Source organism: Paenibacillus sp. HGH0039 (assembly GCF_000411255.1).
In the GTDB taxonomy this organism is placed as follows: domain Bacteria; phylum Bacillota; class Bacilli; order Paenibacillales; family NBRC-103111; genus Paenibacillus_F.
The window spans coordinates 2387028-2403142 of the sequence record NZ_KE150412.1; the positions used below are offsets into that span (position 1 = coordinate 2387028).

Genomic DNA, 16115 nt, shown 5'->3' on the forward strand with positions numbered 1-16115 from the left:
TTGGTTTTTTTAGTTAGCGGGCATGATACCGTCCGGCATCATCCGTCTAATTGGTTACCATCTGTAAAACGGCTGTCTGCGGGAATCTGCTTCCTAAGCGAAGTAGGTGCAGATTCTGTTGCCGTTAAGGTTATGAATCTCGATGTCCATGTCGTAAATCTCTTTCAAAACGGCGGAGTCGATAATCTCGTCCGTTGTGCCCTCTTTCACGACACGGCCGTTCTTCAGAGCGACGATATAATCCGAATGGCACGAAGCGAAATTGATATCGTGAATGACGATGACGATCGTCTTGCCCAGCTCGCTGACCAGCCTGCGCAGCACCTTCATGATCTGGACCGAGTGCTTCATATCGAGATTGTTCAGCGGCTCATCAAGCAGGATGTATTCGGTATCCTGGGCAAGCACCATGGCGAGATAGGCTCTCTGCCGCTGGCCGCCGCTCAGCTCATCCAAATATTTGTCCTGGATATCTCCCAGATCCATGTATTGAATGGCCTCGTCGATATACTTCTTGTCCTCTGCGGTCAGCCGGCCCTGCGAGTATGGAAACCGTCCGAAGCCGACCAGATCACGGATCGTCAGACGGATGTTGATGTGATTGGACTGCTTGAGAATGGAGATTTTTTTGGCAAGATCGTTGCTCTTCCACTGGCCGATCTCCTTACCCTCAATGAACACTTCCCCTTGATCTTTGTCGATCAAGCGGCTCACCATGGACAGCAGCGTACTTTTGCCGGCGCCGTTGGGACCGATGAAGGAAGTGATTTTGCCTTTGGCGATCTGGACCGACACGTTCTCGACCACATGTTTGCTGCCGTATAGTTTGGATACGCCCTTGACTTCTACCACGATTTTTTCTCCTTTAATAGAAGATAGATAAAGTAGACACCACCGATGAAGTTAATGATCACGCTCAAAGTTGTCGAGAAGGTGAATACCCGCTCTACAATCAACTGGCCTCCTACTAAAGCGATAATGGAGATAAGAATGGAGCCGGTGATCAGCACCTTGTGCCGGAACGTCTTGAGAAATTCGTGCGACACGTTCGCGACAAGCAGGCCCAGGAACGTAATCGGACCTACCAGAGCGGTAGCGATCGAGATCAGGATGGCGACGACGACGAGCAGCCTTTTGACCACATAATCGTAATCGATGCCGAGGTTAACGGCGTGCTCTCTGCCCAGCGCCAGGACGTCCAGGTATTTCGTGAATCTTGCAAAATAAACACCCACCAGAGCAAGCAGCACGACCGAAATAATAAGCAGGTCCGTATTGACGTTGTTGAAACTGGCGAACATTTTGTCCTGCACGATCAGAAATTCGTTGGGATCGATCAGCACTTCCATAAAGGAAGAGATACTCTGGAAAAACGTCCCGAAGATCAGTCCCACCAGCAGGAGAAAGTACAAGTTCTGCCCCTGCTTCTTGAAAAGCAGCTTATATAATACGCCGGTGAAGGCTACCATCAAGCCGACGGATATAAGAAAATTCACATTCTTGTGCATAAGGAAGCTGGCGGAGCCGACCAGGAACACAATGGCCGTCTGAAACAGCATGTAGAGCGAATCCAGACCGATAATGCTCGGCGTCAAAATCCGGTTGTTCGTGATGGTCTGGAACACCATCGTCGAGAAGGCAATGGCGCCGCCCGTTATGACAATCGCCAGGATCTTCTTGCCCCTGCGGGGAAGCACGTAATCCCAGTTGCCGGAAGCGTCAATCAGGAGAAAGACCGCGATGAGCACAAGAGCGAGTATGGCAAGGATGCTGATTTTAACTTTTGCTTGTGAATTCATAAGGCCTTTCTCCTTGCCAGCAGCATGTAAAGGAAGATGCCGCTTCCGATTACCCCGACCGTAAGCCCGATCGAAATCTCATACGGGAAAATAATAATCCGTCCCAGAATGTCGCAGAAAAGGACGAACACGGCTCCTAGCAAGGCGGTGTGGGGCAGCGCCCGCTTCAGATTGTCTCCCATATAGAGCGTGACGATGTTCGGAATGATCAGCCCCAGGAACGGCAGCGTACCGACCGTCAGAATGACCACGGAGGATACCAGGGCCACGATGACGAGCCCGATGTTGACCACCTGCTTGTATTTCAGCCCCAGGTTGGTGGAGAACTCCTCCCCCATGCCGGCAATGGTAAACCGGTTGGCGTACAGATACGCGATAACGAGCACCGGGATCGAAATGTACATGATTTCGTACCGGCCCTTCATCACCATCGAGAAATCTCCTTGCAGCCACGAGGACATGTTCTGAATGAGATTGTTTTTGTAAGCGAAAAAGGTAGTGATAGAGCTTACGATATTTCCGAACATCAGACCCACCAGCGGGATGAAAATCGTATCCTTGTACTTCACGCGGTCGAGAATCTTCATAAAGATGAAAGTTCCCAGCAGAGCGAAAACGAAGGCGATCAACATCTTCTCCAGCGGACCGGCCGAAGTGAACAGCATCATCGAGACCAGAATGCCGAACCTTGCGGAATCCATCGTACCGGCCGTAGTCGGCGACACGAACTTATTGCGGCTCAGCTGCTGCATGATCAGGCCGATGACACTCATGCTCATGCCTGCGATCAGGATGCTGATCAACCGGGGGAGTCTGCTGACTAGCAGGATATGGACTTTATCGTCGCTCAGGTTGAACAGATCCAACGGGCTGATATCTTTCACCCCGATAAAGATCGATGCGACGGATAAAACGATAAGCGCGATCACCAGATATCTCTTTTTCATAAGCTGTCCTTTAGGCGGGTAATTTGGTTATGTAGCTTTGTAGTAAGAATGTTTCTCATTAATAATGAGATTCATTATCATTTGGGTTCGTAGAGTATTATAACATCTCCCCCAGTTGTGTCAACCGGATGGGATGATATTTCTAGTAGTAGGACAATAAAAAGAAAATATTCAGCAATTAATTCCCAAATACGCGCTGATAAATGTAGATGCCGTCCATTAACCCTTGCTTGTACATAAGCTCAATTGCCAACGCGGTTTGAATTTGTCCCTCTTCTTCGTATTTCAACAGCAACTCCCTTTGTTCATCCGAGGCTTGCTCAAGAACTTCATTAAATTTTGTCTTAAGTAGCTGCCTCAAATGAACTTTTTGCAAAACATCACCAAAAAGTGTTTAAAGATTATAAAAAGTTCGATGGGAAAATAATACTAGAATAGAATTTTGCCATTGAACTAACGGCGAACGTTGGTTCAACATGAATACTAGCAGGTCGCCGCATATTAGTAAGGAGGAGTGTGAAAAGTATGTTTCATGTAAAAGATATTTTATCCGATCAGTTATTAGCAAATGCTAATGACCCTAGTTGGTACCTACCATTTTCAGCTGCAGTCGAAAATTTGTCAGAGGAAGTAGCTTTTTGGAAACCTAGTGAAGATAGTAATAGTATCGCTGAAATTGTGCAGCATTTACTTTATTGGAATGAAACCTGGCAAACCAGGTACCAAAAATCTGATGTCAATACCGTGCCTTCCATAGAAAATAATAATAAAAGTTTTATCATTCCTAAGGACAAAAAATTCACTGATTTAAAAGATCAATTATTAGATGTGCTTTTAAAATGGCAAGATCTACTTACTGAAGAAAAAGTCGAAAGTGATGTAATCGGGTTTCCAGTGGCTGCCAAGTGGTGGGAGTTACTTGGAAATTTATCAACTCATAATGCATATCACATTGGTCAAATCTGTTATATTCGGAAGCTACAAAAGAGCTGGAATGTAGATGAAAAACAAGAAATAATTTGACGAGATGAATGATTCCTTATGGAAATTCTTTGAAGAGACGCATCTCGATTATGAGGGAAACATTATCCTAGTTCCTCAAAACTGGCTTTTTAGCGACGAGCTTCTCACTTCTACGACTTTAGCCTATTTTTAAACATGACGAATAGCCCGGTAGGCGCACCTCTGAGCCAGTAAGCAAGATAATGAACAACCGATGCGATTTGTACCACCTGTACACTTTCAGGAAAATTTCGCTTGCTTAACTATTCGTTGCAAAAAGTACAAGCCGGAGCAGAGCGCTCCGGCTTTAATCATTTTATTATTCTATCGGCGAAGCCCGATGATGGTCACGATCTCATGAGGCGCACCTGTTCTGTCAACCGATCGAAGATATTTTTAAGTGTACCCATGCCCAAGTCATATGAATACCCTATTCTATACTTCTGTGAAGGGAATGAGGAAACTCCATGTATTACGCCGGAAATAGGTTTCCATATCCATACTACGTTAACGCACCCGTGTATAACTATGCCAGACAGCCTGTGTACCGGGCTATTCCACATGAATTAGAGAATGCAGACCGATTGGGTCATCGGCAACCTTCGAACATGAACGGCAAAACCGAGTTGAAAGATTATGGAAGAACACCGTTTGTCGTGAATATTAGCGAGGCTGCAAAGCAAAACAATACTTATCGCACTGCCATATGGACAGGAGATCATTTACAAGTCACGGTGATGAGTATCAACCCTGGAGAAGACATCGGTTTAGAAGTTCATCCCACAACTGACCAATTCTTGCGTATTGAACAGGGTCAAGGTCTCGTTCAAATGGGGGATACCAAAGATCATTTAAATGTTCAAAAAAGAGTCTATGATGAATACGCGATCATGGTACCCGCCGGTAAATGGCACAATGTAACCAATACGGGCCATACACCGCTTAAGCTTTATTCTATTTATGCGCCTCCGGAGCATCCGTTCGGTACGATCCATAGAACGAAAGCAGACGCAATGGCTGCCGAATAAAAACCATATACCCGCAGACATCCTCCATTAAGGTAACAGGCTCCGTAACAGACCCTTCTTTGAGGACAAAAATAAAATCGGGCAGACTCCGGCCTTAACAGCCGCAGTCTGCCCGATTTGTTTGATTGATCTTCTAACGGCGAAGCCCGATGGTCACGATCTCATGAGGCGCGACAGACACGCGGATAGCGCCGTTCTCCGCAGGAATCGCCTCCCCTGCTTCCTCCATGATGCTGCTCTTGTAGAAGCCGCTGTGAGGCAGCGAGGTACGCACAGGCAGCTCCGCCTGCTGCGGGCTCATGTTGAACCAGCGGAGCAGAATGTCTCCCGACTCCTCGTTCATTTTGAGCGAGGAGAAGGACAGCTCCCGGCTCTCCCAATGGACAGGCGCGTAGACAGGCTTAACAGCGCCTGTATGCACGCCGGTCTGGCTGAGAGTCCATGGGATCTGGAACTGGTACGCCTGCGCATAAGCGCCGGAGGCGATGCCGTCTCCGCTGTGCGGGATCAGCATCAGACGGACTATGTGTTCGCCCAGACACTGCGCTTCCGGTGTCGGGAACAGTCCCCAGTCGCCGAGCTCTCCGACCGCACGGAGCAGCGTTACGGCGATGGTGTTGCGCCCGTCGCGCAGCACTTCGTACTCGCTCAGGCCGAGGTTGGCGACCGTCAGCCCGGCCTGAGCCTCGCTCACATCGACAAACGCCTGCTGATGCTGCGTGTTGCTCGGGTTTTCCCACTCAGCCGCAGGCTCGTTGTCCCGGCGGGCGATTTCGAAGACGGAATCAGCCGCATGCGAGCCGGCCTGAAGGTCCGTCGGGAACAGCGCGCGGATGCGGTGATCCTTCGCCTGATTGTTGAAGGAGACGGAAAGCTCCACGCCCTTGCCTCCGCGGTCCAGGCTGACGACGGTGCGGATGACCATCGGCACCGTTTCGGCGGAACGCTGGGCTTTGCGGTGCGGGAAATAGACGATTTCCCGCTGCTCCCGGTCCAGCGTCTCGTCGGCGGACACGGGAATCTCCCACTCGTGGACGATTTCCACGGAAGCGCGGAAAGCCGTGTCTTCCAGCACGCGGACCTGTGCGGGAAGACCTTTCGTGGTCAGCGCGGTTTCGCCTTCCGGCTGCTTGTACATGTACTCGTTGCCGATGTCTCCGGTGTTCTCGTACACGCCAAGGTCGCGGTACGTCCGTCCGTTTGCCTTGTCGGTCAGCGCAAACGATCCGTCTTGCGCGATCTCGACTTTGAGGCTCTCGTTCTCCAGCACGCGTTCGCCTGCGAACAGGGAAGCAGGCGCGGACGGCGCCTTATCGCTGCGCACCCACGCGTAGGTCTGGAGTCCGAGCGCCGGAACGTTCCGCGCTTCGAACGTCAGTTTCACCTTGCGGCACGAATACGGCTGGCGGAACTGGTCGTCCGGCAGGTCGTAGCCGAACAGGAGTCCAAGGTCCTCCACCGTGCACGGGATGACCTTGCCTTCCGCGTCGACAAGCACACGGCCCGACAGGTCCACGTTCTTCATGCGGCTTGCCGTTTCTTCCAGGGAATAGCCTTCCCGGAAGTACAGACGCGCCGCATCAAGCTCGATGGAGACGGTGCCGGTGCGTTCCCAGCCTGTCGTGTTGAACACGACGACCGGTAGCGCATCCTCGCCGAATCCCGCGAACGCGCTCGTGTCGACCGCTTCGGCGATGGCACGCTTGCTGTCGTCCACGATGGCTTCCGCCACGTGGCGGCTCTTCTCGAACCGCGTCACCATTTCGCGGTGCACTTCGTCCACGCTGCAGCCGCAGATGCTGTCATGCGGGTGGTTCTGCATCAGCGTTTTCCAGGCATACGTAAACAGATGATGCGGGTACTGCTCTCCGAGCAGATGCGCGAAGGAAGCGAGCGGCTCGGCCACTTTTTCAAGCAGCGCCTGGCCTTCCTGGTTCATCTGCTTCAAATAGACGCGGGCCGACGCCGTGTTGACGAGCGTAGACCAGCCGTCCGTACGCTGGCTGCGCAGCTCGCCCTTGACGGAGGACAGCTCGCGCTCCACGCTGTCGCCCAGCGCCTCCAGATAAGCCGCGAAGTTCGAATGGACGAACTCCGTGTCCGGGTACAGCTTCCGCGCCGTTTCGATCGCCTCGGGCAGGTCGAGCTGGATCGGCTGATGGTCGCAGCCGTTCATGAACAACAGCTCGCCCGTGGACGCGTACTTCTCGGCGTCCGCAAGCTTGCGGGCCCAGTACGCCTTCGCTTCCTCTTCTCCGGCCGGCACTTCGTTGCCGTTGGAGTACCAGTTCGCGAACAGGACGCCAAGCACCTTGGAGCCGTCCGATCCTTCCCAGATCAGCTCCGAGAACGACGATTCGTATCCGGAATCCGATACGGTGTTGTTAAAGCCGGTCGGCTTCACGCCGCGTCCGAAGAACGCGTTGCGGATGCCCGCCTGCTGCAAAATCTGGGGCGCCTGCCCGTAAATGCCGAACGTATCCGGGAAATAGCCGATTTTGGATACCGGGCCGTACCGTTTGGCATCTTGATGCCCGATTTGCATGTTCCGCACGTTCGCCTCGGGGCTGGTCAGAAAAGCATCCTGCAGAATGTACCAGGGGCCGATAAAAATACGTCCTTCGCGGATGTATTTCTCCAGGCGCTCTTTCTGCTCCGGGCGGACCTGCAAATAGTCTTCGAGAATGATGGTCTGGCCGTCGAGATAAAAGCTTTTGTACTCGGGTCCCGCATCCAATTTATCCAGCAGCGTATCGACCAGCCTGACTAGCCGGACGTGGTGCTTTTCGTAAGGCAGGTACCACTCGCGGTCCCAATGCGTATGGGAAATGATGTGCGCCGTTCTTTTTTTGCTCATGATCTTTCGCCTCCTGGCCTTTCTTTGTCGTGGTGCCGTTTGTTTGCAGATCTTCTATTGAAAAAAGGGCCGGAGAGCTCCGCATCCGAGCGGCGTGTTCTCCAGCATGAATTGTCGTTAGTTAAAAGGGTCTGCCTGACGGGTTAAGGATAACGCAGGTACGTGCAGACGTACCCGAACACGTACCCTTACGCTCCCTCGCGTTTTACTCGTTACCTACGCGAATTTGAACCTCATCCGGCCGGTAAACGGCGAGAAGCTTGCCTGCCGAATCGGCGGCGAACAAGACGGACCGCTCTTTCTCCAGCAGGAAGGAGTAGACCGCGCCGGTCTCCGTGTCCTTCACTTCTACAGGGGCGTCCCAGGCGAATTCGGAAACGAATACGAAGAGCGAGCCTTCCTTGAAGCTGATTTTGCGGCCGTACACGCCCGGCAGATTACCCCCGCGGCGCCATTCCAGACCGCTCTCGCAGCCCGCCGCCTCAAGAGCGTACCGGTAGAGTTCGGCGACGGCTTCGGTTCTCTCGTTAAGCTCGACAGGCAGCGGGCTCCAGATCAGGCGGCCCTTGCCGAGCGGGATATCCACAACAGCGTCGCCTTGCGGGCTGTCAGCTTTTTGTCCCGTTACACCGGTTCCGGTTGGGGCTCCCGCGCCGATGACGCCTCCTTGCCCGGAGTCGTTCAGACGGATTTCCTTGACGGTTTCCGCAATGCGTCTCTGTCCGAATGAAACCGGCTGGATGGAGCCGCCGATGCTCAGCATTTCTTCCCGGCGTACGTTGGCGAGCTTGCCGCTGCCAAGCACATCGTCCAGGCGGGCCGTCTCTCTCCAGTACGCGTCGATGCCCAGCGGACCTGTCGCCAGCAGCACGGCTCCCGTACGTTTTACAAACTCCACGAGCTCCGCCATCGCTTGATCGTCCACGTTATGGGCGCTCGGCAGCAGAATCAGCTTGACCGGACCCTGCTCCAGCGCATCCAGGTGATACTCCGAAACCGCCCGGAAAGGCTGGTTAAGCTGGTAAGCCAGCACACGCGTCAGCCGTGTAGTGGCATCGAAGGCCAGCTTCCGGTTCGAAAAATCGTTCGAATACGGGAAAACGGCGACGATATCTTCCAGTTTCCGTTCCCGGAACAAATCGCGGATACCGGCCATAAACGTTCCGAAGTCATAGGAAACGTCCGCTTCCGGCTTCTCCGTGCCGTCTGCCCGGAGAGCCCCGATATGCGATTCGTTGGCATTATCCATGTAAAAGTTCGTGTTCCAGATCCAGTGAACCGCCCCTGCGCCGCCTGTCGCGAACGCGTAGGCATACTTGCGCTCCAGCAGGTTCCGCAGCTCCGTCTCGGTCCGTTTCGCCCGGCCGTCCGGCGTTTCCACGTACATGATGCCGGTTTCCTGGACGAGATTCGGCTTATGCGCCGTTTTGGCGAAAATGCCGTCCCAGAGAAGCTGATCGTTCAGCCACCAGGAATGCACGGTCGTATAGTCGACGGCTTCTTCGTAGAAGAACGGCGACGGTCTCTGGGCTCCGAGCGCTTCGTCCTGCCCGACCGTCACGAGATGATCCGGGCACTGCTCCTTGATCGTCTCGTAGAGCTCCCGGGCCCAGCGGTTGTGCATGTCCATGGAGAACAGGCAGTAGTCCAGCCAGCGGGTCCCTTTCTTGCCGCGGTGCATATCCTGCACATCGAAATTGATCTCCTCGGCTTCCGGTAGGGCAGCCGCCGCAAAATCCGGAAGCTGCTCCGGGGACATGTTCCACCGCTCCTGAAGCGCTTCGATAGAGCCGTGCCGCTCGCGGAGCCACTCGATAAAGGCCGCTTTCTCAAAAGGATCGCGGCAGGAGCGCGGGCCGTCGGAGAAGATTTTTTCCGGCTCGAACATGGACGGCTCGTTGATCAGATCCCAATCCACGTTCTTCGTATTCCGGTGGCGCGAAACGATGGAGCGGATAAACCGCTTCTGCGCTTCCACGCTCTGCGGATCGAGGTAAGGATTGACCCCTTCCCACGTTTCCGGCGTAAAGGAGAAAAACGTAAACGTGACCTGCAAGCCGTGCTTCTTGGCCGTCATCAGGAACGCGTCGATCGCCCGAAGTACATCCTCCGACACATGGCCGTCCACCTGCATAATGTTGCGGTAAGCGGTCCAGATGCCTGTGCGGATCCAATTGATGCCCGCGCGGGCCATCTGGGCCATATCGCGGTCCCATACCGCCGCGTTAGGCAGGAACAGGAACTTGCGGGCCACGTCGGAAGTCATGTAGGTCATGCCGACAACCGGCAGCGGCCTGCCGTCTTGGATGAAGTAGTCGCGGTCCCGGCCGATCGGCTGGCCTTCCGCCAGCATCTTGGCGTCCAGGCCCCAGAACCCTTGGCGCAGGATGCGGATCTCGCCGCGCGCCGATTCGGCCCGGCATTCCACCCGGTACAGCCCGCTTCGCATGTCGAGCGGGACCGGGATACGGACGAGGCCGAATTCGCCGGTTACCTCCTGCTGCAGCTCACACGTCCACCGATCGGAGGTGCTCTCGTGCTCCACGGTGATGGAGAACGTCCAGTCCTCCGTCCGTTTCGCACGACTGTCCGCGCAAGCGCGCGTCATCCGCTGGGTCTGCAGGGTAAGCTGCGGACGCTCGCCTGCTTCGTAGGAAGCGTAATTCGGCTTCAGCCACAGCTCGGTCACGCCTGCCGCGCAGAATTCCGTCCACTGCTTGAGCGCCGCGGCGCCGCCCTGCTCCCAGAATAGCGCGCGGAGCGGCTGGTTCACGAACAGCCAGCGCGAGCCTTCGAACTTGCCGCGCGAGTTTTCCCACAGCACGACGGGGGCCGACACTTCGCGGCCTTCCGCGGTAATCCCTTTGAGCAGCGGATAAATCTGCGTGCTCATCGGTCCGGCGGAGCCCATCTGGTGCGGGAGATCGCTTGTTTTGGTCACGTGCGGCACGAGATTCCACGTGTCCGTCACGCTAAACAGCGATTCTTGCCCCGCCAGCAGTGGGACCGTGTCCGAAGCGGACAGTTCCTCCGCGGAAGATGCGTCCACGCGAAGCGCCTCGTGGATGTGCAGCTCCTGGTGGTAAGCCGTCTGCTCGGCTTCCACGTGCCATTCGCCGCCCTCGCGGCGTACCGGATGCTTGAACGGCGCGCCGCCGACGGAGATCAGGCTGCCGCCTCTCGACAGGAAGCCGAGAATGGCCGGCCACGCCGCCTTCGGGAAATACGGCGCGTGCAGGTTCACGAAGCAGCCGCCGGCCGCTTCGTTCAGGGCTTCGGCCAAGCCGTCTGCGCTGACGAAGTTCCCGATACCCGCCAGGGTATCGGTCTGGAGCGCGGCGCCGGCAGCGCCCGTTAAGCCCGCGGCGGAGTCCGGCTGCCGAACCTCTTCCTTCAGGACCGGCACGGTCTGCCGGCCTGTTTTCACGTTTGCTTGTTCGGCGGTGCTTATCGGAAACGACGGATCATAGAAAAGAACGACCGGCTGATTCACGCTCATAGCAGTCCGTCCTTCATCGCCCGGTAAACGAGCTGGGAGAACAGGCTGTTCGACCACGCGAACCAGGTTCTGGTGAACGTGTTCGGATCATCGGCATGGAAGCCCTCGTGCATAAAGCCCGTATCCGCGTCGGTCGCTTCCAGCATCGCGATCATCTCCAGCTTCTCCTCCGTCGTCGTGGCGGTCAGTCCCTGCATGGACAAAGCCATATGCCAGATATAGCCCGGAGGGGTGTGCGGGCTTCCGATTCCTTTTGCCGCGGTCCCTTCGTAGTAGAACGGATTTTCTTTGCTGAGGGCGAAGCGTCTCGTATTCTGGTAGATAGGATCGTCCGCATTCACATACCCGAGGTACGGAATGGACATGAGTCCCGGCGTACCCGCATCGTCCATCAGGCAGTAGTTGCCGAAGCCGTCCGTCTCGTACGCGTAAATCGGTCCGAATTCGGGGTGACGGTAAATGCCGTACAGTTGAATCCCGTGGTCGATATCGGCTTCAAGGTCTTTCAGCTCTTTCAGGAACTCCATATCGCGGAAAACCCATTCGGCGAATTCCTGCATATGGCGAAGCGCCACCACGGCGAACATATTGGCCGGAATGTTGTAATGGAAGTCGCAGGCGTCGTCGCTGGAACGGAAGCCGGACCAGACCATGCCCGTATAATTGACCGGCATCCCCAGGCCGCTGTTGCGGAGCGAATCGGTCGGAATCCCGTTGTCGCGCGTGAAGCGGTAAGGAGATTGTTCGAAGTGGCGCTGCTCGGTTTTGAACAGCTCGACGATTTTACGCATCGCGCCTTTAAAGCCCGCATCGAAAATGTCCGTCCGTTCGGTTTCCTTCCAGTACGCGTAGGCCAGACGCATCGAGAAGCAAAGCGAATCGAGCTCGAATTTACGCTCCCACACCCATGGGGACATGTCCGTAATGTCGGTGGTGTTCCAGTGCCAGTCGTTGGCGGATTCGTTGAACGCGTTCGCATACGGGTCGATATGGATGTAAGCGATATGGCGCTTGATCAGGCCGCCGATAATACGCTGCAGATCCTTGTCTTCTTTGGCAAAAGGCACATATTGGATCACCTGCTCGACCGAATCTCGCAGCCAGGAGGCCGGGATGTCTCCGGTAATGACGAAGGTGGTGCCGTCATCCAGCAGTTTCGTCGTCGTTTCCAGCGTGTTCGGGAAACAGTTCTTGAACAGTTGAAGAAGCTTCGGGCGGTGCGCCAGCTTCACTTCGGCTTCCTTCAATACTTCCTGAATGGCCTGCGGGAGCTCCAGCTTAGGCATCGGAATTTTGGGCAGTCTGAATTGTTCCATGGCTTCGGTTCCTCCAATAATTTCCCAGTTTGTCTGCTAGTTTACTCGATTTATCACGTTTCTTATATGTGTAGGTTTTGACCCGGTATGTCGCTTCTGCTCTTAAGCTGCGAAAAGTGGTACCGGGCGGGCGTTCCGCTCTCCATGCAGGAGCGGCCCCGCAGGCTGCAGGGCCGTTATGCACTGCGCTCGGCCTATTCTTTTACGGCGCCGATCGTCAGGCCTTGAATGAAGTAACGCTGGAAGAACGGATACGCGAGAATGATCGGTCCGGTCGCCAGGACGACCATTGCCATCCGGGACGTATCCTGCGGCAGCGACTGCAGCACGCCCATCCCGAGCGACGGGTTGTTCGTGTTCTGCAGCAGAAACTGCATGCTGTTCTCGATCCGCATCAGCATCGATTGGAGCGGAACCAGCTTCGGATCGTCGATGTACAGAAGCGCGTTGAACCAGTCGTTCCAGTAGCCCAGCGTACTGAACAGGCCGATCGTCGCCATACCGGGCAGAGCCAGCGGCATGACGAGCTTGTAGAAGATCTGGAATTCGCCCGCGCCGTCGATTTTACCGGATTCGACAATCGCGTCCGGCACCGAGGTGCTGAAGAACGTCCGCATAATCATGATGTAGAAGGCGTTCCCCGCCAAGGGCAGAATGAGCGCCCAGAGCGAATCTTTCATGCCGAGCAGTTGGGTTACGACGATATACGTCGGTACCATACCGCCGTTGAACAGCATCGTGAAGAAAGCGAAAAATCCGAAGAAATTGCGGTATTTGAACGTTTTACGCGAAATGGCATAAGCGAACAGCGCCGTCATGATGACGGAGATAACGGTCCCGACAATTGTGACGAGAATCGTGACGCCATACGAGCGGAGAAGCTGATCGCCCGCTTTGAACAAATAGCGGTAAGCCTCCAGGCTCCATTTTTCCGGGATAAGCTGATAGCCGTTGGCGGCCAGTGTCGTTTCATCCGTGAAGGAGATGATCGTAACGAACAGGAACGGAAAGACGCAGGCAAAAGCGAACAAGGCTGCAATCAAGTTAAAGACAACGTTCCAGACGGTTGGGAGCTGATGAAAATCGCGGCTTTTTTTTCTCGTTTGGGCTTGCACAACCAATTCCCCCTTTCACATGCTGATCTCTTAGAACAAGGCATTCTCTTTGTTGAATTTGCGTACGATGTAGTTCGAGGTAATGACGAGAATAAAGCCGACCAGGGACTGGTAAAGACCTGCGGCGGTACTCATGCCGATTTCACCGGTCGTTTTGAGGCCGCGGTATACATACGTGTCGATAACGTTCGTCACGGAGTAGAGCGTGCCCGAATCTCTCGGAACCTGATAGAAGAGACCGAAGTCGGCATAGAAAATGCGGCCGATCGCCAGCAGCGTCAGAATCGTCATCAGCGGCTTCAGCATCGGGATCGTAATGTGGATGATCTGCTGCCATTTGCTTGCGCCGTCGATCATGGCTGCTTCGTACAAGGATTTGTCGATCCCCATGATAGCGGCCAGGTAAACGACGCTGTTGTAGCCGACGGACTTCCACAGGAACACCAGGATGATAATCAGCGGCCAGTATGTCGGGTTGTTGTACCACTGGGTAGGATCTACGCCGAACATGGCGCCGACTTTATTCACGAGACCTTTGTCGAAGCTGAGGAAGCTGAATACGAAATAGCCGACGATGACCCAGGACAGAAAGTACGGGAGGAACATGCCGGTCTGATATATTTTGGCGAGCCGTTTATTGACGATTTCGGATAGAACGATAGCCAGCAGGACCGCAAGGACCAGGCCGACGATAATAAATACGGAGTTATAGAGCAAAGTATTGCGCGTAATGATGTAAGCGTCGTTCGTACTGAACAGGAACTTGAAGTTTTGCAGGCCGACCCACTTGCTTTCGACTATGCTGGCCCAGAAGCCGTCCCGGCTGTACCGGTATTGTTTGAACGCAACGACCATACCTGCCATCGGCAGATAGGAGAAGAACAGGAACCAGATCGTGCCTGGCAGTACCATGAGAAGGAGTGCTTTGTTTTTGTTGATGTCTTTGAAGAAATTCGTAATCCTTGTCACACCCTATCACCCCTTTTGAGAAATAATTCGAAGCCGGTAACGCTTGTGAGCATAAAAAATCAGGCGAATGCGGGAAACATTCGCCTAATCCGATTCTGATTCTCTTACTTCTTGGAAGCTTTCCACTCGTCGATTTGACGCTGAGCTTCCGCCATAATTTTATCCAGGCCCGCAGCTTTCATTTTCTCGTTAGCTTGCGGCAGGTATTGATTCGGATCTACCGTACCGGTCATCAGTGAAGTCCAGAAAGCTTCCTTCACGTTCTGTACGGCGGCGATTTCAGTTGTCACTTTCGAAGTGTCGAAGTTAAAGCCGAGCAGCGGAGCCGGTTTGCCCGCATCGTTAAACTTCTTGAACTCGTCCCACTTGTTGGCAGGGTCTTCTTTGTTCAGGTACGTGATAATAACGCTGCCGAGCGAGAAGGTCGGCATGTCGTAGTTCTTCGCATCCGGAAGGTTTTCCATCACGTTGTCGCCGACTTTCTTGTAGTGCACGCCTTCGATACCGGAATCAACCATGTTGCGGAGCTTCGGATCGGTATTCAGCAGGTTCAGGAATTCCATCGCTTTCTCCGGATACTTGGAGTTGGCGGAGATCGCCTGCATGGAGCCCATTACGGACCAGTTGAAGATAGTGGACGGACCGGCCGGAGTCGATACAACCGGATAGCCGTAGCTTGCGGACCATTGGTTGTCGGCGAAAGGCTGGTTGGTCGCTTTGTCCGCGAACCATTTGCCCGTTGCTTGAACGTCGCTCAGCGAGTTCAGTGTAGCCGCTTCAGTCGGGATGTAGCCGGCTTTATAGTACTTGTTCATCGTTTGAAGCGCCTGCTTCATTTCAGGTGTATCAAAAACGTTAACGACTTTCAGATCCGTGCTGTCGAGCTTGACGGCCATCGGCATTTTTTCGATGACGTAGTCGTAAGGAACGTACAGACCGAAGTTTTTGTCCGCCGCCAGCGGGAATACGTTCGGTTCTTTTTCCTTGATCGTTTTGAGCAGCGGCTCCAGGCTTTCCAGCGTGTTCACGTTGGTGATATCCAGGTTGTACTTGTCGAGCAGCTGCTTGTTGAAGCGCCATACTTCCTGTGCCGGAAGCTCTTTGTTAGCCGGAATCCCGTAGTTGTGTCCGTCTACTTTGGAGCCTTCGAGGAACGCCGGGTCGAGAGCGTCTTTAATGCCTTTGCCTTGTTTATTCAAGAGGTCGTCGATTGCCAGGAATGCGCCTTTTCTTGCATTCTGGACATAATCGAATGCCCACGAAGAGGTGAACATGATATCGATCGGCTCACCGGAAGCGGCCATAACTTGCATCTTCTGCGAGTAGTCGCCGAAATCGATTTGTCTCATTTTGACGGTAACGCCGATTTTCTCTTTCGTGTACTTGCTGACTTCTTCCATGACGCGGTCCGTGTCTTTCTGCGGAGTCCCGATCGTGTACCAGATCAGTTCTACCGGCTTATCGGACGTTCCCTCGCCTTGTTTGCTGTCGCCGCAGGCGCTGAGCACCAGAGTAAACGTAAGCAGCATGGCAAGTACGACAGCCAGACTTTTCTTGCTTCTGTTCATGTGTGTATCCTCCCC

At 54.2% G+C, this 16115-nt stretch carries 12 protein-coding genes; 2 read left to right on the top strand and 10 right to left on the bottom strand.

Annotation, left to right across the window (positions count from 1 at the left end; genetic code table 11):
* Positions 1-93 precede the first annotated feature (93 nt).
* The 4 genes from HMPREF1207_RS10355 to HMPREF1207_RS10370 all read right to left on the bottom strand — a co-directional run bounded on the left by HMPREF1207_RS10355 (position 94) and on the right by HMPREF1207_RS10370 (position 3122).
* The gene (locus tag HMPREF1207_RS10355) at positions 94-852 is read right to left on the bottom strand and encodes an iron ABC transporter ATP-binding protein (protein WP_009673538.1); all 759 of its coding nucleotides are present in this window, start codon (positions 850-852) and stop codon (positions 94-96) included.
* Entirely contained in the window at positions 846-1799 is a 954-nt protein-coding gene (locus HMPREF1207_RS10360) for an iron chelate uptake ABC transporter family permease subunit (RefSeq protein WP_009673521.1), read from the bottom strand. Before HMPREF1207_RS10360 ends, HMPREF1207_RS10355 begins: the two co-directional genes overlap by 7 nt.
* Positions 1796-2746, bottom strand: a complete 951-nt coding sequence (locus tag HMPREF1207_RS10365; protein ID WP_009673533.1) for an ABC transporter permease — start codon at positions 2744-2746, stop codon at positions 1796-1798. Before HMPREF1207_RS10365 ends, HMPREF1207_RS10360 begins: the two co-directional genes overlap by 4 nt.
* 178 nt (positions 2747-2924) lie before the next feature.
* The gene (locus tag HMPREF1207_RS10370; RefSeq protein ID WP_036739624.1) at positions 2925-3122 is read right to left on the bottom strand and encodes a hypothetical protein; all 198 of its coding nucleotides are present in this window, start codon (positions 3120-3122) and stop codon (positions 2925-2927) included.
* A gap of 149 nt (positions 3123-3271) precedes the next feature.
* Between HMPREF1207_RS10370 and HMPREF1207_RS10375 the strand changes: the two genes are divergently transcribed.
* Both HMPREF1207_RS10375 and HMPREF1207_RS10380 read left to right on the top strand, forming a co-directional pair.
* Positions 3272-3769, top strand: coding sequence for a DinB family protein (locus tag HMPREF1207_RS10375; protein WP_009673529.1), 498 nt, complete (start codon positions 3272-3274; stop codon positions 3767-3769).
* Between the two features lie 446 nt (positions 3770-4215).
* Positions 4216-4776, top strand: coding sequence for a cupin domain-containing protein (locus HMPREF1207_RS10380; RefSeq protein WP_016423645.1), 561 nt, complete (start codon positions 4216-4218; stop codon positions 4774-4776).
* A gap of 133 nt (positions 4777-4909) precedes the next feature.
* Here the strand turns inward: HMPREF1207_RS10380 and HMPREF1207_RS10385 are convergent, their stop codons facing one another.
* From HMPREF1207_RS10385 to HMPREF1207_RS10410, 6 genes are all read right to left on the bottom strand, one after another.
* Entirely contained in the window at positions 4910-7633 is a 2724-nt protein-coding gene (locus tag HMPREF1207_RS10385) for an alpha-mannosidase (RefSeq protein WP_009673512.1), read from the bottom strand.
* 205 nt (positions 7634-7838) lie between these two features.
* Positions 7839-11132 carry an alpha-amylase family protein gene (locus tag HMPREF1207_RS10390; protein ID WP_009673520.1) on the bottom strand — a complete coding sequence of 1098 codons (3294 nt, stop codon included), beginning with the start codon at positions 11130-11132 and terminating at the stop codon, positions 7839-7841.
* Positions 11129-12448 (bottom strand): glycoside hydrolase family 125 protein, encoded by a 1320-nt coding sequence (locus tag HMPREF1207_RS10395; RefSeq protein WP_009673518.1) that lies wholly within the window; start codon positions 12446-12448, stop codon positions 11129-11131. The genes HMPREF1207_RS10390 and HMPREF1207_RS10395 overlap by 4 nt, the downstream gene beginning before the upstream one ends.
* 194 nt (positions 12449-12642) lie before the next feature.
* Positions 12643-13563: a carbohydrate ABC transporter permease gene (locus tag HMPREF1207_RS10400; RefSeq protein WP_009673528.1), complete on the bottom strand. Its 921-nt coding sequence runs from the start codon at positions 13561-13563 to the stop codon at positions 12643-12645.
* A 30-nt stretch (positions 13564-13593) separates the two neighbouring features.
* Complete coding sequence (locus tag HMPREF1207_RS10405) at positions 13594-14475, bottom strand: ABC transporter permease (RefSeq protein WP_170318649.1); 882 nt, start codon at positions 14473-14475, stop codon at positions 13594-13596.
* A 161-nt stretch (positions 14476-14636) separates the two neighbouring features.
* A complete protein-coding gene (locus tag HMPREF1207_RS10410) occupies positions 14637-16100 on the bottom strand; it encodes an ABC transporter substrate-binding protein (protein WP_009673526.1) in 1464 nt (487 codons plus the stop codon).
* Positions 16101-16115 lie beyond the last annotated feature (15 nt).